This is a genomic window from Erwinia pyri (assembly GCF_030758455.1).
Taxonomy (GTDB): domain Bacteria; phylum Pseudomonadota; class Gammaproteobacteria; order Enterobacterales; family Enterobacteriaceae; genus Erwinia; species Erwinia pyri.
This window is the reverse complement of record NZ_CP132353.1, coordinates 2,920,852-2,938,767: the sequence shown is the minus strand read 5'-3', so window position 1 is coordinate 2,938,767 and position 17,916 is coordinate 2,920,852. Positions and strand designations below refer to the sequence as shown.

The window sequence follows — 17,916 nt, the reverse complement described above, 5'->3', positions numbered from 1 at the left end:
TATCCATTATTTAGCCTGATTTGACCCGCCGGCGAGTTGACATTAATTTTCAAATCCAGAGCGAGAAGGGTCATATTAAAACAACGGGATCCATCATGAGAATTAAACCTGACGACAGCTGGCGCTGGTTTTTTGATGCAGAACACGACCGCATGATGCTGGACCTGGCTGATGGGATGCTGTTCCGCTCCCGCTTTCCCCGCAAGATGCTCTCCCCTGATGCGTTTACCACGTCAGGCTTCTGCGTTGATGACGCGGCGCTTTTTTTTACCTTTGAAGAAAATTGCCGCTGCTGCGAGCTGAACGCAGATCAGCGTGCAGAGCTGGTACTGAACGCGCTGATCGCCTGCCGTTTCCTGAAGCCGCTGATGCCAAAAAGCTGGCATTTCGAAACGCACCGGCAGGGTGGCTGGACGCCGACAGCGGGTGAGCTGGTCAGCGTGAAGCTGTGTGAAAACGGCGAACAGGCCGTGTTGCTGGTGGTGGAAAGCGGTGAAAATGCTGCACTCTGCCTGCTTGCTCAGCCTCAGCTCACGCTGGCAGGACGCGGCATGGTGCTGGGTGATGCGATCAAAGTCATGCACGACCGGTTACGGCCGCATGCGCAATCCCGCCTTTTACAGCTGGCGCAGGCGGTTTAAGTTTATTCAGTCAGGACGATATTACCGGCTGGAATACAGCTGCAGCTGAGGATTGTTCCGTTTTCACGAACGGCACCTTTCTTCATCGGCTTAACGTCCCCTGAAACCAGCGTCATCCTGCAGCTACCACAAATCCCGGCCCGGCAAGAGTAGGGAATACGGTAGCCCTGCATTTCCAGCTGCTCCAGCAGCACCTGCTGGTTATTCCCCATGAAGGTTTCACCCTGCCAGCTTATGGCGACGCTAGCCGCGCTGCTGTTTTCTACTTCCAGTGATTCAGAGACCTGGCCCGCACCATAAGGGCGGGGCGGCTTACTGGCCAGAACCTGAAGTTCGTCTCCTGTGTGCATAATCCCGCTGGATCGGGCGATCAGGTTAAGGCCAAAATCGATGTCGCCGCTGCCATCCAGCGCGGTACGGAATTTTTGTAGTGTGGCGAGCGGTTCACCACTGGGATGCTTGCGGCCGCGTTCGGGGCTGACGGTGGTAAAGATGCACCGGCTGCAGGGCTTTGGCACGTCAAAGAGAATGTCGCCAATGCGCACGGTTGACCAGCTGTCTTCCGCCCATGCCGTAGCGCCGGTGACCACAATATTAGGCCTGAACTGCTCCAGCTTCACGCCTGCCGGGCAGCGCTGACGTAAGTCGTGCAGCGAGGCTTCGTTAATCAGCAAAAACGGGAAGCCATCTGCAAAGCCCAGCGGCACCTGTTCAAAGCGTTTCACCCGGCGCGTCATCTCCGGGCCTACCCAACGGAGCTGAACGGGGCGGGGAAAGAAGGCGCTGAGCCACTGATTGATCGCATCCGGCGCTATCAGTGCGGTGAAGCTGTTGCCCCACACTTCGGTAGGCGCGCCATCGCTGGCAAAGTCCGCCAGGCGGATGGTGGCGCTGGTGCCATCGGGCGCAGAGAGAAATAGCCCTTCCGGGATCGGTGCCGGGGTAAACAGCACCATTTCGGGATACTGGCGCGCGGTAATAAAGGTGCCATCCGTCTCCGTAATCATAAAGATGCGGTCAAATGCCAGCCCACTCTCCAGCGCCTGCGCATGGGAAACCTGCGTACCGCGCATCGATTTCACCGGGTGAATGTAGAGACGAGACAGGCTAATCATGATGCTCTCCGGGCAGATAAAGCGGAAAAAACAAACGACAGGCAAGAAAAGCGGCGGGGTGCCTGCGGAAAAGAAGCTAACTTTATGACATGTGCCTGCGATTAGCTATAATGCGCAGCAATTTTCTGAAGACGATAAGTGACACTATGAATTCTCTGTTTGCCAGTACGGCGCGTGGGCTCGAAGAGCTGTTAAAAAGTGAACTGGAAGCGATGGGTGCGCAAAGCTGCCAGATCGTCCAGGGCGGCGTACATTATCAGGGTGACGATCGTCTGATGTACCAAAGTTTGATGTGGAGCCGTCTGGCCTCGCGCATTCTGCTGCCGCTGACTGAATGCGGCGTCTACAGCGATCTGGACCTCTATCTGGGGGTGCAGGCTATCGACTGGCCAGCGATGTTCGGCAGCGACAAAACGTTTGCGGTGCACTTCAGCGGCCTGAACGAGGTGATCCGCAACAGCCAGTATGGTGCGTTAAAAGTAAAAGACGCCATTGTGGACAGCTTCACCCGTAAAAATCTGCCGCGTCCTGACGTGGATCGCGAGCAGCCCGATATTCGCATCAACGTCTGGCTTAATAAAGATACCGCCAGTATCGCTCTCGATTTAAGCGGCGAAGGCCTGCATCAGCGCGGCTATCGTCAGCAAACCGGTCAGGCGCCGTTGAAAGAGAATCTGGCAGCGGCCATCGTGCTCCGTTCCGGCTGGCAGGCGGGTACGCCGCTGATCGATCCGATGTGTGGATCGGGAACCTTACTGATTGAAGCGGCGATGATCGCCAGCGATCGCGCGCCGGGCCTGCATCGCCCACACTGGGGCTTTACCGCATGGGCTAAATTTGATGACGCGTTATGGCGTGAAGTCACCAGCGAGGCGCAGGTCCGCGCCAGACGCGGTCTGCAGGAAACTTCATCCCGGTTTTACGGCTATGACAACGATTCCCGGGTGATTGAACGCGCTCGTGCCAATGCGCGTCGTGCCGGTCTGGGCGAGGTCATAAGCTTCACCGTGCAGGATGTGCTGAAGCTCAACAACCCGTTGCCGGAAGGCACGGTGGGCACACTGCTCAGCAACCCGCCTTACGGCGAACGTCTGGAGAGCGAACCGGCACTGATTGCGCTTCACAGCCAGCTTGGCCGGATTGTAAAAAGTCACTTTGGCGGCTGGAATCTCTCCTTATTTAGCGCCTCTCCGGAGCTTTTAAGCTGCCTGCAACTGCGTGCCGATCGCCAGTTTAAAGCGAAGAATGGCCCGCTGGACTGCGTGCAGAAAAATTACCAGCTGGCCAGCAACCCTTCCGCTGGGGCGGTCGGGCAGATTGCGGAGGATTATGCTAACCGCCTACGTAAAAACCTCAAGAAGCTTGAAAAGTGGGCGCGTCAGGAAAGCATTGAATGCTATCGCATTTATGATGCCGATCTGCCAGATTATAACGTTGCTGTGGATCGCTACGGCGACTGGGTCGTGGTGCAGGAGTATGCGCCGCCCAAAACCATCGAGCCCGCTAAAGCGCGCCAGCGGCTGTTTGATGTGATCTCGGCCACGCTCAGCGTGCTGGAGCTGCCTTCTAACCGTCTGGTACTGAAAACCCGTGAGCGTCAGAAAGGCAAAAGCCAGTATCAGAAGCTGGGCGATAAAGGCGACTTCTTCGAAGTTTCCGAGTTCAATGCCAGAATGTGGGTCAATCTCACTGACTATCTGGATACTGGTCTGTTCCTCGACCACCGCATCGCCCGTAAAATGCTGGGTCAGATGAGCAAGGGGAAAGATTTCCTGAACCTGTTCGCCTATACCGGCAGCGCCAGCGTTCATGCCGGGCTGGGCGGCGCGAAAAGTACCACCACGGTAGATATGTCACGCACTTATCTGGAGTGGGCAGAGCGTAACCTGCGTCTGAATGGCCTGACGGGCCGTCAGCATCGCCTGATGCAGGCGGACTGCCTGAGCTGGTTGAAAGAGTCGGATGAGCAGTTCGACCTGATCTTTATCGATCCGCCAACCTTCTCCAACTCCAAGCGTATGGAAGAGAGTTTTGACGTTCAGCGTGACCATCTGCTGCTGATGAAAGATTTGAAAAGGCTGCTGCGTAAAGGCGGCACCATTATGTTCTCCAATAACAAACGCGGTTTCAAAATGGACCTCGACGGTCTGGCTGAGCTGAATCTTGCTGCGCAGGATATCACCGCCAAAACCCAGTCGCAGGATTTTGCCCGTAACCGTCAAATACATAACTGCTGGCTGATCGCTCACGCCGGTAAGGAATAAGATTTTATGTCATTAATCAGTATTCATGGTGCGTACCTCTCCTTCAGTGACGCTCCGTTGTTGGATAACACCGAACTGCACATTGAAGAGAATGAGCGGGTCTGTCTGGTAGGGCGTAACGGCGCGGGCAAATCCACGTTGATGAAAATTATCAACCGCGAACAGCCGCTGGATGATGGCCGCATCATTTATGAGCAGGACCTGGTGGTGGCACGCCTGCAGCAGGATCCTCCGCGTAACGTTCAGGGGTCTGTTTATGACTTTGTGGCAGAAGGGGTGGATGAACAGGCTGAATACCTGAAGGCCTATCATGCGATTTCTCACCTGGTGATGACCGATCCCAGCGACAAAAACTTAAACGAGATGGGCCGCCTGCAAACTATTCTGGATCACCAGAATCTGTGGCAGCTGGAAACCCGCATTCATGACGTGCTGAAGCAGATTGGCCTGGATGCCGATGCGCCGTTATCCTCACTTTCCGGCGGCTGGCTGCGTAAAGCCGCGCTGGGTCGCGCGCTGGTGAGCAACCCGCGCGTGCTGATGCTGGATGAGCCCACTAACCACCTGGACATCGAAACCATTGACTGGCTGGAAGGCTTCCTGAAAACCTTCCAGGGCAGCATCATCTTTATCTCCCATGACCGCTCCTTTATCCGCAACATGGCGACCCGCATTGTGGATCTCGACCGCGGCAAGCTGGTTTCCTGGCCGGGCGACTATGACCTCTATCTGGCAAGCAAAGAAGAGGCGCTGCGTGTTGAAGAGATGCAGAATGCGGAGTTCGACCGCAAGCTGGCGCAGGAAGAAGTGTGGATCCGTCAGGGCATTAAAGCTCGCCGCACGCGTAATGAAGGTCGTGTCCGGGCGCTGAAAGCCTTACGTAACGAGCGATCGGAGCGCCGTGAAGTGATGGGCAAAGCCAATATGCAGGTGGAGGAGGCTTCCCGCTCGGGCAAGATCGTCTTTGAGATGGAAAACCTTAACTACAGCGTTGGCGGTAAGCAGCTGGTACGTGACTTCACTACTCAGGTTCAGCGCGGCGACAAGATCGCCCTGATTGGCTCCAACGGCTGCGGCAAAACCACGCTGCTGAAGCTGATGCTGGGTCAGCTTAAAGCTGACAGTGGACGCGTCCACATCGGTACCAAACTGGAGGTCGCCTACTTCGACCAGCACCGTGCCGAGCTGGATCCGGACCGTACGGTGATGGATAACCTGGCAGAAGGTAAGCAGGAAGTGATGGTTAACGGTAAGCCACGCCATGTGCTGGGTTACCTGCAGGAGTTCCTGTTCCATCCGAAACGTGCAATGACGCCGGTTCGTGCATTATCAGGCGGGGAGCGTAACCGTCTGTTGCTGGCTCGGCTGTTCCTGAAGCCAAGTAACTTGCTGATCCTCGATGAGCCTACCAACGACCTGGACGTGGAAACGTTAGAGCTGCTGGAAGAGCTGGTGGATGGTTATCAGGGCACCGTGCTGCTGGTGAGCCACGATCGTCAGTTTGTGGATAACACCGTGACCGAATGCTGGATTTTTGAAGGCAACGGCGAGATTGGCTCGTTTGTTGGCGGCTATCATGATGCGCAAAAGCAGCGTGCAGCCTATAAGCAAACTCGCGCCCAGGGAAAAGCTGCGCCGGTCGCCCGTCAGGAAACCAGCAAAGTAGAGCCAGAGAAACGTGCTGCCAGTAAGCTAAGCTATAACCTGCAGCGCGAACTGGAACAGCTGCCGCAGAAAATGGAAGAGCTGGAGAGCAAGCTGGAAGCGTTGCAGGCCAAAGTGGCGGATGGCGAGTTCTTCAGCCAGCCTCATGATATCACTCAGCCCGTGCTGGACGCGCTTTCTGCGGCTGAACAGGAGCTGGAAGTCGCCTTTGAACGCTGGGAATACCTGGAATCGTTGAAAAACGGCTGATGCTTAAGTATGAGGTAGGTATGTGTTCATCGCACCAAGCAGACCTTTGGATGCTGTGCCCGCAGTGTGATCTGATGACACAGTTGCCGACCCTGCCGCCGGGCAGTAAAGCCAGCTGTCCACGCTGCCACACGACGCTGACAGCAAACTGGGTGGAGCCGCAGAAGCGGCCCACTGGTTATGCACTGGCCGCGCTGTTTATGCTGGTTCTGGCGAACCTGTTCCCGTTCGTCAATATGCATGTGGCGGGGCTGAGCAGTGAAATCACCCTGATGCGCATTCCTCAGGTCATGGTATCTGAGGATTACAGCAGCCTGGCAACCCTGTTTATGCTTTTTGTTCAGGCGGTGCCTGCCTGCTGTATGATCATCATTCTGCTGCTGGTTAATCCGTCCCGTATCGCGCTGCCGCTGAAACGCGTTATGGCGCGCCTGCTTTTTCAGATTAAAACCTGGGGGATGGCAGAGATCTTTCTGGCAGGGGTATTGGTCAGCTTCGTGAAGCTGATGGCTTATGGCGATATCGGCATCGGCACCAGCTTTATCCCCTGGTGTCTGTTTTGCGTGTTGCAGTTACGGGCTTTTCAGTGCGTCGATCGTCGCTGGCTCTGGAACCAGATCCAGCCGATGCCGGAGCTGCCTGCTAACCCCGTACCAGCTATCAGTGGTCTTCATCAGGGGTTACGTTCGTGCCGCTGCTGTACCGCCATTCTTCCTGCTCAGCAGCTTGCCTGCCCGCGCTGTGGCACCAACGGGCATGCACGGCGTAAACACAGCCTGCAATGGACGCTGGCGCTGCTGTTCACCTCAATATTGCTCTATGTACCGGCTAATTTACTGCCGATTATGATCACCGACGCGCTGGGCAGTAAGACTACCTCCACAATTATGGCCGGGGTAGTTTTGCTGTGGGGCGATGGTTCCTATCCGGTTGCTATGGTTATCTTTATCGCCAGTATCATGGTGCCGTCGTTAAAGATGATGGCCATTGGCTGGCTGTGCTGGGATGCGAGTAGAAAAGGCGAAGGGCATCATGACAGCGAACGCATGCATAAAATTTACGAAGTCGTTGAATTTGTTGGCCGCTGGTCGATGATTGATGTCTTTGTGATCGCCGTGCTCTCCGCGCTGGTGCGCATGGGGCAATTGATGAGTATTTATCCCGCAACGGGGGCGCTGCTGTTTGCGATAGTGGTGATTTTAACCATGTTTGCAGCGATGACCTTTGACCCTCGTCTGACCTGGGATCGTGTACGTGAAAAAAGTCTTGAGGAGCCAAGCATTGAAGGAAAATAATCACGGCGTGGCGACGGTTGATCAAATCAAACGCTGGTCACCGGTCTGGATCATCCCAATTGTCACCATTCTGATTGGTGCATGGATCCTGTTTTACCACTTCAGCCATCAGGGGCCGCTGGTCACGCTTATCACCACCAATGCCGAAGGGATAGAGGGCGGTAAAACGGCGATTAAAAGCCGCAGCGTTAACGTCGGCACTGTAGAAAGTGCGGTGCTGACAGACGATCTGCACCATGTTGAGATCACGGCCCGGCTCAATTCTGGTATGGAGAAGCTGCTGAAAGGCGACAGCGCTTTTTGGGTAGTGAAGCCGGCCATTGGTAAGGAAGGCGTGACGGGGCTTGGGACGCTCCTCTCCGGTGCCTATATTGAATTACAACCTGGCGCGAAAGGCGATAAAAAAGAGCAGTATGACTTACTGGATTCGCCGCCGCTGGCACCGCCGGATGCCAAAGGCATCCGCATTACTCTGGACAGTGCGAAAGCGGGGCAGCTCAATCCGGGGGATCCGGTTCTGTTCCGTGGTTACCGCGTAGGGTCGGTTGAGACCAGTAACTTTGACGCAGATAAGCGCATGATGACCTATCAGCTGTTTGTTGCTGCGCCTTACGATCGCCTTGTCACCACCAATGTCCGCTTCTGGAAAGACAGCGGCATCGCCGTTGATATGTCGGCCTCCGGCATGCGGGTGGAAATGGGCTCGCTGACCACGCTATTCAGCGGTGGCGTCAGCTTTGATGTCCCGGATGGCTGGGAATTAGGACAAATTGCGCAGAATCACTCCGAATATAAGCTTTTTGACGACCAGCGCAGCATTCAGGATTCTCTCTACACGGTACATAAAGATTTCCTGATGTTCTTTAGCGACTCTATTCGCGGCCTGCAGCCGGGTGCACCGGTTGAGTTTCGCGGTATTCGTCTGGGGACTGTTGCTCAGGTGCCGTACCAGTCGAAGGAGGTTGCTCAGCAGTTGGACACCGATTATCGCATTCCGGTGCTGATCCGCATTGAGCCCGATCGCTTCCAGAGCATGCTGGGTGAAGAGTTCGACATTGATAAACATCTGCAGGATGGCATCAAGAATGGACTTCGTGCCTCTCTGAAATCGGCAAACTTGTTGACGGGTTCACTCTATATTGACCTCGATTTTACTAAGAATGCCAAGCCTGTTACCGGGCCGCAGACCTTCGCTGGTTATAAGCTGATCCCGACTACCAGCGGCGGACTGGCGCAGATCCAACAGAAACTGATGGATGCGCTGGATAAGGTCAACAATCTGCCGCTTAATCCGCTGCTTAATCAGGCTACGGGAACGCTGAAACAGAGCCAGCAGACGCTACGTGAGCTGCAGAAAACGCTGGATAACATCAATCAGATTACCTCCAGCCAGTCGATGAAAGATCTGCCGCAGGATATGCAGAAAACTCTTCGCGAGCTGAACCGCAGCATGAAAGGCTTTCAGCCTGGTTCGCCTGCCTACAGCAAACTGGTGGGAGATATGCAGCGGCTGGATCAGGTGATGCGTGAACTGCAACCAGTACTGAAAACGTTGAACAGCAAGAGTAATGCTCTGGTGTTTGAAGCCAAACCAGGCCAGGACCCACAGCCGAAGAGGGCGAAATGATGATGAAATGGATCCCCGTTGCGCTGGCGCTGGTGCTCGCTGGCTGTAGCAGCACCATAGATACTACTTACTACCAGTTGCCGGCAGCCAGCAAAACCCTCTCTGCCAGCAGCCAGGCGGAAAGTGGGCGTCCGGCAGTGTTTGTCGAACATGTCTCAGTACCCGATTACCTGGCCGGAAACGGCCTGGTTTATCAGAGCAGCGACGTGAAATATGTTATTGCCAGCAATAATCTGTGGGCCAGCCCGCTGGATCAACAGTTGCAACAGACGCTGGTCGCTAATCTTGGTGAGGAGCTGCCAGGCTGGCTGGTCTCTTCCACGCCGCTGGGCCAGCAGCAGGCCACGCTTAACGTCAATGTGACCGGTTTTCACGGTCGTTATGATGGACAGGTGATAATCAGCGGTGACTGGGTGCTTGAACATCAGGGCCAGATTATCAAACGCTCTTTCGCTCTGACGCTACCGCAAACGGAAGATGGTTACGATGCGTTAGTCAGAACGCTGGCTAAAGGGTGGCAGCAGGAAGCCGGGGATATGGCTAATGCTGTGCGTGGCATTAATTAAGTAAAATTAATATTTATAATGAAGCCTCTGATTGTCGGCAGCATAACGCTTCCACGATCGGGGGCTTTTTTTTTCTTAACAGGGAGTTACAGAGCTGGCTGAAGCTGTCCGCAGTCTGACAACCCGATACTTATGCACAGAAATATGACATTGCCGTGAAATTTGCGCATTGATCTTTAGGCCAACAGGCGGTAGAACTTAAGGGTGGTTGCGCATTATATGACCACAGATTTCTTTCCACCAGATTCCACCTGACCTGAAGAGGGGATTACAGGCATGATGAAGAGACAGAAACGAGATCGGCTCGAACGGGCACATTCACGAGGTTATCAGGCCGGTATTACCGGACGCTCGAAAGAGATGTGTCCCTATCAATTAATTGATGCGAGATCTCACTGGTTGGGAGGTTGGCGACAAGCCATGGAGGACAGGACGGTTACCGCGTAATCAGCCTGTTCAATATCAAAGGAAGAGAACCTCCGCTGAAGCGGAGGTTTCCATTTCAGGAACCGTCAGAAAGCCGTAGTATCTTTGAACAGACCCACTTTCAAATCGGTAGCCGTATAGATAACGTTGCCATCTACCAGCACTTCACCATCTGCCACACCCATTACCAGCTTGCGATTGATCACGCGCTTGAAATGAATGCGATAAGAGACTTTCTTCGCCGTTGGCAGCACCTGGCCGGTAAATTTCACTTCACCCACACCCAAAGCACGCCCTTTCCCTTCAGCGCCTAACCAGCCGAGGTAAAAGCCAACCAGCTGCCACATGGCATCCAGACCCAGGCAGCCAGGCATGACCGGGTCGCCAATAAAGTGACAGCCAAAGAACCAGAGATCCGGATTGATATCCAGTTCGGCCTCAACGAAACCTTTACCGTAGTTACCGCCGTCTTCGGTCATTTTGACCACGCGGTCCATCATCAGCATATTACCTGATGGTAAAGGTGGACCTTCAGCACCAAACAGCTCACCGCGACCCGATGCGATCAGGTCTTCTTTTGTATAGGATTCGCGTTTATCTACCATGTTTTCAATAAGCCTTATTTTAATGAATCACGAAGGTTAGCTAACAGGTGTAAGCTGAACAAGTCCGATCAGCTCTGGTTAAACCAGTTTAGCCAGCGCAGCGGCCATGGGCGATGACGCCCATCCAGCTGGGTGATTTGCGCAATGCGCTCCTGTATTGATCGTAGCAGACAAGGGCCTTCTTCCTTATCCCACTCTGCGCCTGTCAGTAATGGCAGGGCTTCTTCCACACTGCTGACTGCCCAGATATGGAATTTTCCTTCCCGAACGGCGTCAACCACTTCCTGTTGCAGGGAGAGATGGCGAACGTTAGCAAGAGGGATAATCACGCCCTGATTGCCGTTCAGATCGCGCTGATGACAGATATGGAAAAAACCTTCAATTTTTTCATTCAGCCCGCCAACCGGTTGCACACGGCCAAACTGATCGACTGAACCTGTCACGGCAATTTGTTGCGTCAGTGGCTGGCCCGACAGCGCGCTGATCAGCGCACAAAGTTCGGCCAGTGAGGCGCTGTCGCCATCCACCTCTGAATAGGATTGTTCAAACACGATTGAGGCGGAGAAAGGCAGCTGCTGCTCCAGCTCCAGCTCAGAGATAAGCCAGGCCTGCATAATCATCATGCCTTTCGCATGAATATTGCCGCCCAGTTCCGCTTTGCGCTCCACGTCCGTAAACTCACCGTCACCCACATGCACCACGCAGCTGATGCGGGAAGGCTCGCCAAAGGCACGGGGATGACCGGGGAATTCAATCACTGACAGGGCGTTGATCTGACCGATCATTTCGCCTTCCGTCTCAATCACAATCTGGTCAAGCAGGATCTCATCCCGTACGCGCTCTGCAAGGAAACCTTCACGCCAGAAACGGGTTTCTAACGCAGTTTGCAGCTGTTCACCGTTGAGGGAGTTATCCGGGCTGTAGAGCGAAGCTTCCTGCAACTGACGAATAATCCAGGCGGGGCAGAGCGGCAGCGTATCCTGATCGCCGGTATAGCGGACCGCTTCCCGGATCAGCACGGGCCAGAAATCTTCAGCAAACGGGCCATATCCTTCGGCTGCTGCCACCGACAGCAGCCATTTCACCCACAGGCTGAAATCTTCACCATCCACAATCTGAATATTTTCTTCAAATTCACCATAGAGACAAAGAGAGGCCAGCTCTGGCTCCATCTCCTGGAAATCGGCCAGCACATCACGATCGCCCGTCAGAACCAGACGAAAGTGCAGCGGCATTGAAGGGATAGAGGCGGGCAGCGGGCGCGTGTCGTCCGGTGAATGCCACTCAAAGCGTTGGGTGGTGAGGATCTGTCTGATGCGTAACCACAATAGTGGCTGAGCCAGCAGCGTGCGCAGGGAGAGAATTAAGATGCCACCGTTAGCCTTGTGCACCAGCCCGGGTTCAAGCACCAGGGTATTATTGTGCAGACGAACGCAGCCCAGCAGCTGCTCAGCTTCAATCCAGTCTGCACAATGCACGCCGCCCGTACTGGCAAAATTATCCGCTGCATTTTCCGCAGACCGCAGGCTGACCTTAAACCCGTCCACCTGATAGTGGCTTCCTGCCAGCGTGACCTCATCCTCTTCGGAGAGTTCAGTCAGGACGCTCTGCAGCAAAGCCTGATATTCAACGTTTTCAGCGGTTTTAATCAACATCAACGGTAATTTAGCGGGCGTTTGCAGCAGCAGGCTCAGGCCGTTAAACAGGCGCGCCTGTACGGCATCAAAGCAGCTTGAGTTGTCATCCGGTGCCTGCTGGAAAAGGGGCTGAACGCTTTCTGTATCGGGCTGTAGGGCACGCCATTCAAGTCGATTGTTGGTCAAAGTTATCGTATTTTTCTGATGTGAGTAAAAGCGGCATTATACAAGATTTCAGCCTGTTAAGCACCGTAGAGATGCAGATCAACCCATGTTCAGTCGCAGAATGTGGCGTTTGCCCGTTTTCTTTACGGCAGGGTCAATAAAAGCTGTTATTCTAAACGCGTCACGAAATCAGCATGAGATTCCGATGAAATATCAACAACTCGAAAATCTTGAAAGCGGTTGGAAATGGAAATACCTGGTGAAAAAACACCGGGAGGGCGAAGCGATCACGCGCTATCTGGAATTCAGCGCTGCTCAGGTTGCGGTTGATGAACTGCTGGCCATGGAAAACCGACCGGTAGATGTGCTGACCTGGATTGCGCAGCATATTAATCCAGCCCTTGAAAACCGCATGAAGCAAACTATTCGTGCCCGCCGTAAACGCCATTTCAATGCTGAACATCAGCACACGCGTAAAAAATCTATCGATTTGGAATATCTGGTGTGGCAAAGGCTGGCCGGTCTGGCACAGCGGCGTAACAGCACGCTTTCTGAAACCATTGTTCAACTGATAGAAGATGCGGAGCGTAAAGAGAAATACGCTAACCAGATGTCTTCTCTTAAACAGGATTTAAAAGCCATTTTGGGTAAGCCAGAGTAGGGCTTTATTAAGAGCGGCAGGCTTCGTTTCCCCTCTTCTGAGTCGCCGGCAACAGCCATAAAAAAACCCCGCCTTAGCGGGGTTTTTTCATCAAAGTGAACTTAGCCCTGTGGCTGAGTTACAACGTCTTTGATGCCTTTAACTTCGATTTCTACGCGACGATCCGGTGCCAGGCAATCGATCAGGGCGTTACGGCCTTTCACGCTGTCACAGGTGTTGCCGGTAACTGGGTTAGTTTCACCCATACCGCGTGCAGAGATCTTGTTAGAAGGGATGCCTTTAGAAACGAGGTAGTCAACTACAGACTGAGCACGCTGCTCGGACAGTTTCTGGTTGTACTGGTCAGAACCGATACGGTCGGTGTAACCCATAACAACAACGGAACCATCTTTAGGATCCAGGGAGCTCAGCTGGGTGTACAGCTGATCCAGAGCCTGCTGACCTTCTGGCTTCAGAGAAGATTTGTTGAAGGTGAACAGCACGTCTGATTTCAGAGTGAAACGCTTGGTTTCAACAACTGGCGCAGGTGCTGGCGCTGGCGCTACTGCTGGAGCAGCTTCGTCCTGACCGAAACGGTAGGAGAGGCCCAGGCTCAACATGGCGTTATCTGGACGAGCACCAACGGTCTGTGCATCACCGATGTTGTTAACCCACTGGTAGTCCAGACGGGTAGCCCAGTTCTGGGTCAGAGCATATTCAACGCCCACTGCTGCCAGTGGAGAAACGCCGGTGTCATGATCGCTTTGACGAACACCGTTGTTGTTCTGCGTTGAATCTGCGCGCCATACCATGCCGCCCAGACGAGTATAGATGTCCAGATCGTCAGCAATTGGGTAGCTCAGTTTAGCAGCCAGCTGAACGCCCTGTGCTTTGAATGCGCCGTTTACGTTGTTGCCTTTGTTAGGCATACGACCCAGCCAGTCATAACCCAGTTCGAAGCCCAGGTACTGGTTAGCCTGGTAGCCACCGAACGCACCAGCACCAAGCTGGCTTTCGTGGGTTGGGCCGTCGTTGTTTGCATAACCGTTACCGTAGTAACCAGTGTCATGGTACTGAGACCAGCCCAGTTTAGCACCGGTATACCAGGTGTCATCTTTAGGAGCGGCCTGCGCTACGGTAGCGAAGCCAGCCAGTGCCACTGCAATTGCGATAGCTGTCTTTTTCATTTTTGCGCCTCGTTATCATCCAAATAGGCAATGAGCTTTAATTAGCTCTTTGATTAATCCTTCGCCGGGTTATGACGCTCGATTATGACTCATCCAAAAAAGGGAGATTATTGAGCACCCTGGCGACGTAAAGTCTACAACGTACCAGCAAACTTACAAGTATGATGTGATGGAGGTCAGCAAAAAAACAGCGTTTCGTACACAAATTTACACATCTACAGACAGGTTATGCCTGAAAAGCAGGGGGTAAAAATGGCGCTAAGCCATTGTCCCGCAGGCGCATAGCATAATCAGAGGGTTATCCGGACATCAGAAGAATTTTCTCATGAGAAAAATCTTATTTTTACTTAATGATACAAAGTAGAGTGAATTTTTAGCCCGCGAAACGGTCTGGAGGAGGCGCTGATGATCCGATCCGGACGCATAATTAATCCCAAAGCTTGTCCCATTTCAGCAGCAGCCTGAAGCCTTTGCCGATCGGCCAGAGAAATATCTTCCGGCAGCCAACCTAATACCACACTGTAATTACCCGTCTGCAAAGCCTTAATCATCGCTTCAACTGTAGTAATAGCACCCGGCTGATGGATCTGCATCACTTTATCCAGCGGCAATCCAGACTGAATCAGCCATTCACGGCTTAATTTCTGCTGCGGCGTCAGCCAGAGCTGCCAGCGCGACTGCATACCCAACTGTTGCAGCAGAGGCAGTAACAACATCTGTGTCATACCAGGCTGATCCTCGCTGTAGATCAGCTCACTGATTAATCCAGTCGCTGAGCCAGGCTGTGCTGATGCACAATCCACGGCCTGACGGCGGCCAGACTTAACAGAAGAAGATTTCAGGGAATGCGTTTGCATAATGGCTTCGCTCTCAGGGGTTACTGTATGAATGTACAGTATATCGGAGGTGTCCAAAGATCAACCTTATTTTTCCTGGAAACGTCTCGCAAAATCTTAACGTGAAGCGTTCCGGCGCTATTTATTCATTGAACTTGTAACGGTGATTGCTTATTTTTTTATTTCCTAAATGGAGGATTTATCAGGGTAATTTACAAGGAAAAGGACGTAATATGCGGGATTCAAAAAGTAAAATTGCCAGCGCTAAGCAGCAGCTCTCAGCATTAGGAGAGATCAGTAGCCGCAGCCAGTTCGGCGGATACAGCTTGTCAGTGCAGAGCGTCGTCTTTGCGCTTGTCAGCGAAGGTGAACTCTATCTGCGGGCTTGTGAGGAGGTCAGACCCTACATTATTGAACACAACATGAAGCGGTTGCTGTTCACTAAACGAGGGATCCCTGTTGAGCTGGAATACTATCGGGTAGAGGAGCCGTTATGGCAAAAGCCCGAAGAGCTGATCGCACTTTCCCAAAAGTGTTTACAGGGGGCTGCTCAGGCAAAGGCCACGCAAAATAAAATCCGCAGGCTTAAAGATCTTCCCAATCTCAGTCTGAAGCTGGAGGTGCAACTCAGACGTGCCGGTATTTGTACCGTAGAAATGCTTAAAGAGCAGGGCGCAAAACGCTGCTGGCTCAAGCTGCATGCCATGAACAGAAATCTGGGGGTAAACATTCTTTTTGCCCTGCATGGGGCCATACAAGGAATGCATTACGAAGCGCTGCCTGTTGCTATTAAGGAAGAGCTGCGCGTCTGGTATAATGAAACAGTGCTCTGCCAGACGCAGAATAAGCCCCGTAAAACCTAATCTGCCAGCACCTGTTTTTTTAAATGAGCAATTTCCGGTAAAAGCGCTATTAACAGGCCGACCTGTTGCAATACCAGCGGTTCTTTCGTTTCCGGGTCGGCTTCAGTTGCCGCTAAACGTTCAGAGAGATTGGCCAGCAATCGTTTCGCCTTGGTTTCATCTGCCAAATCAATATGCAGTACATCGTCGACGTAACAAACCGCATCATCCATTAGCTGTAGCATAGAGGGGCGCGTTATTTTCTCGCGATGTGCTCCCAGGGCGGAGATATAGCTGAGAAATGAGTGGTTCAGACACATCAGACGAAAAGCCGCTTCTTTTACGCTTGCCGAACTATTCTTTTCAGCCGAAATATTAGAAACCACGGAGGCCAGCTCAGCATCGCCATTATGTGCATCACGGCGCGCAACCCGGTAGTCAAGACGATTATCCTTGCCCTGATGATACTGAACCAGAATAGCGTCAAGATAGCGACAGTTAGCATTCAGCGTGCGTTCTGCAACAGAGGAGAGCCGCCGGAAACGCCAGTCAGGCCAGATAAAGGCCACAGCGAGCCAGGCGATGCCGCAGCCCAGCAGCGTATCGATAATACGCGGCAGGGCAACCTCAAAACCCTCACCCAGCAAATTAAAGCAGAACAGCACCAGCAGGGTGATAAACATGGTGGCATGCGCATATTGTGATTGCCTGAACGCAAAAAACAGCACGCCACTGATGACAATTAAAATCAGCTGTCCTTCAACGGAGGGAACCAGCCAGAGCAGGGGGAGGCCAACTATAATGCCTGCCACCGTCCCGGCGATACGCAGTGCCAGACGGCGTTTGGTTGCGTTGTAGTTGGGCTGGCAGACAAACAGGCTGGTTAGCAGGATCCAGTAGCCATGTTCCAGTCCGGTCAGCTGAATAAAGCCATAGCCGGCACAGAGCAGAAGCGACATTCGTACAGCGTGGCGGAACAGAGGAGATTCGGGCGACAGATGTCTGCTGAAGCGTAAGCGGATATCAGACCAGCCGGTCAGCCCCTCGCTGGAAAGCATCTGGTCATGGCTTTCCGTATTGTTTTCCAGTATCTGTTCTGACTCGATGGTCGCCAGCTGCGCGTCGATGGCCTTGAGGTTATTTAACAGATAGTGCATCGCTTTGACTTCGCTGCTGCCTGGTCTGGCGGCAGAAAGTCTCTCCATCGCCGCATTCAAATGGACAAAAGCCCGCTCAAACCGGCTGTTGTGCTGATAGGTTTCACGTAAAAGAATGCAGTTTGCCAGCTGCTGACACGCCTGTGCCTGCAGCGTGAGCAGTCGCTGGAAGCGAAAAAGGATATCACTGTAACGATACTCCTGACGCAGCGCATGGTACTGCACGTGGGATGAACTGGCACGCTCGTGAATATCCTGGGCAACAAAGTAGTAGTGCAGCGTCCGCCGAGTGCTTCGCTGCCCGCGGTCGCCTCTTAATCGGGACTGTATAGAGATTTTAGTCTGATTAAGTGTCGCCACCAGCTTACTGTTAGCCATGGCGACCTCTATCAGCGAGGCGTTGTCATTTTCTTCTGTATCGGGATCGAACAGCCCCGCTTTGGCCTCAAGATAGAGGGCCAGCCCCTCAAAGCTTCGCGCAATGTTCTCCTGTAAAGGGCGTACGGGGAAAATCAGATGGCCGGTCAGGGTAAGCAGGTTATACCAGATGGCGCCGGTCAGCAGGAGTGAGGGTTGCAGATACCATTGCGGGAACAAGCCCAGCCCTAAAAGCGTATAGATGGCGATCAGCAGTGCGCCGAAGGCGATAGTGGCATAACGCTGCCCCAGCGCCCCTAATAAAATAAAGCCCCAGGTCGAAACGGCCAGGCCCGCGATGAAAAACCAGGGATAAGGGGAGAGCAATTCAACAGAGACTGAAGCGATACAGAAGCAGACCAGGGTTATCAATAAATTGCGTAATCTGCCGCTGAGGCGATCGTCAAGGTCAGCCAGCGCAGCCGCCACTACCCCTAAAGTCAGGGGAATGGTCCAGGTAATTTGCCCCAGCCACCAGGGCACGCCTGCGGTACCCAACAGCGCAATAAAGATGCGCAGGTTGTAGAGCAGGGCGCTGTTATAAGCGTAGCGCCGCAGGCCAGAACTTAACGATAAAATCAA

Annotated in this window: 15 protein-coding genes; 9 read left to right on the top strand and 6 right to left on the bottom strand. The window is 53.3% G+C overall.

Annotated features, from left to right (window positions below; genetic code table 11):
• Positions 1-95: 95 nt before the first annotated feature.
• Positions 96-641, top strand: a complete 546-nt coding sequence (locus tag Q3V30_RS13900; RefSeq protein WP_306206575.1) for a cell division protein ZapC — start codon at positions 96-98, stop codon at positions 639-641.
• A 2-nt stretch (positions 642-643) separates the two neighbouring features.
• Here the strand turns inward: Q3V30_RS13900 and Q3V30_RS13895 are convergent, their stop codons facing one another.
• Positions 644-1,756, bottom strand: a complete 1,113-nt coding sequence (locus Q3V30_RS13895) for a YcbX family protein (protein WP_306206574.1) — start codon at positions 1,754-1,756, stop codon at positions 644-646.
• A 146-nt stretch (positions 1,757-1,902) separates the two neighbouring features.
• On the opposite strand from Q3V30_RS13895, the gene rlmKL reads away from it, so the two are divergent.
• The 6 genes from rlmKL to rmf all read left to right on the top strand — a co-directional run bounded on the left by rlmKL (position 1,903) and on the right by rmf (position 9,869).
• A complete protein-coding gene (gene rlmKL / locus Q3V30_RS13890) occupies positions 1,903-4,020 on the top strand; it encodes a bifunctional 23S rRNA (guanine(2069)-N(7))-methyltransferase RlmK/23S rRNA (guanine(2445)-N(2))-methyltransferase RlmL (protein WP_306206573.1) in 2,118 nt (705 codons plus the stop codon).
• Positions 4,021-4,026: 6 nt separating this feature from the next.
• Positions 4,027-5,934 carry an ABC transporter ATP-binding protein gene (locus Q3V30_RS13885; RefSeq protein WP_306206572.1) on the top strand — a complete coding sequence of 636 codons (1,908 nt, stop codon included), beginning with the start codon at positions 4,027-4,029 and terminating at the stop codon, positions 5,932-5,934.
• A 20-nt stretch (positions 5,935-5,954) separates the two neighbouring features.
• Complete coding sequence (pqiA, locus tag Q3V30_RS13880) at positions 5,955-7,229, top strand: membrane integrity-associated transporter subunit PqiA (RefSeq protein ID WP_306206571.1); 1,275 nt, start codon at positions 5,955-5,957, stop codon at positions 7,227-7,229.
• Positions 7,216-8,856: an intermembrane transport protein PqiB gene (pqiB, locus tag Q3V30_RS13875; RefSeq protein ID WP_306206570.1), complete on the top strand. Its 1,641-nt coding sequence runs from the start codon at positions 7,216-7,218 to the stop codon at positions 8,854-8,856. The genes pqiA and pqiB overlap by 14 nt, the downstream gene beginning before the upstream one ends.
• Positions 8,856-9,422: a membrane integrity-associated transporter subunit PqiC gene (gene pqiC, locus Q3V30_RS13870; protein ID WP_306213210.1), complete on the top strand. Its 567-nt coding sequence runs from the start codon at positions 8,856-8,858 to the stop codon at positions 9,420-9,422. The genes pqiB and pqiC overlap by 1 nt, the downstream gene beginning before the upstream one ends.
• Positions 9,423-9,701: 279 nt before the next feature.
• Positions 9,702-9,869 carry a ribosome modulation factor gene (gene rmf, locus Q3V30_RS13865; RefSeq protein WP_306213209.1) on the top strand — a complete coding sequence of 56 codons (168 nt, stop codon included), beginning with the start codon at positions 9,702-9,704 and terminating at the stop codon, positions 9,867-9,869.
• Positions 9,870-9,934: 65 nt separating this feature from the next.
• On the opposite strand, the gene fabA is transcribed toward rmf, so the two are convergent.
• Together fabA and Q3V30_RS13855 are read right to left on the bottom strand one after the other, a co-directional pair.
• Positions 9,935-10,453 (bottom strand): bifunctional 3-hydroxydecanoyl-ACP dehydratase/trans-2-decenoyl-ACP isomerase, encoded by a 519-nt coding sequence (gene fabA / locus Q3V30_RS13860; protein ID WP_056236835.1) that lies wholly within the window; start codon positions 10,451-10,453, stop codon positions 9,935-9,937.
• Between the two features lie 68 nt (positions 10,454-10,521).
• The gene (locus Q3V30_RS13855; protein WP_306206569.1) at positions 10,522-12,276 is read right to left on the bottom strand and encodes a Lon protease family protein; all 1,755 of its coding nucleotides are present in this window, start codon (positions 12,274-12,276) and stop codon (positions 10,522-10,524) included.
• A 184-nt stretch (positions 12,277-12,460) separates the two neighbouring features.
• Between Q3V30_RS13855 and matP the strand changes: the two genes are divergently transcribed.
• Positions 12,461-12,916, top strand: a complete 456-nt coding sequence (gene matP / locus Q3V30_RS13850) for a macrodomain Ter protein MatP (protein ID WP_306206568.1) — start codon at positions 12,461-12,463, stop codon at positions 12,914-12,916.
• A gap of 101 nt (positions 12,917-13,017) precedes the next feature.
• On the opposite strand, the gene ompA is transcribed toward matP, so the two are convergent.
• The gene (ompA, locus tag Q3V30_RS13845) at positions 13,018-14,082 is read right to left on the bottom strand and encodes a porin OmpA (RefSeq protein ID WP_306206567.1); all 1,065 of its coding nucleotides are present in this window, start codon (positions 14,080-14,082) and stop codon (positions 13,018-13,020) included.
• A 347-nt stretch (positions 14,083-14,429) separates the two neighbouring features.
• Positions 14,430-14,939, bottom strand: coding sequence for an SOS-induced cell division inhibitor SulA (gene sulA / locus Q3V30_RS13840; protein ID WP_306206566.1), 510 nt, complete (start codon positions 14,937-14,939; stop codon positions 14,430-14,432).
• Positions 14,940-15,151: 212 nt separating this feature from the next.
• Between sulA and Q3V30_RS13835 the strand changes: the two genes are divergently transcribed.
• Positions 15,152-15,781: a TfoX/Sxy family DNA transformation protein gene (locus tag Q3V30_RS13835; RefSeq protein WP_306206565.1), complete on the top strand. Its 630-nt coding sequence runs from the start codon at positions 15,152-15,154 to the stop codon at positions 15,779-15,781.
• On the opposite strand, the gene yccS is transcribed toward Q3V30_RS13835, so the two are convergent.
• A complete protein-coding gene (yccS, locus tag Q3V30_RS13830) occupies positions 15,778-17,916 on the bottom strand; it encodes a YccS family putative transporter (protein WP_306206564.1) in 2,139 nt (712 codons plus the stop codon). The two genes, Q3V30_RS13835 and yccS, sit on opposite strands and share 4 nt — an antisense overlap.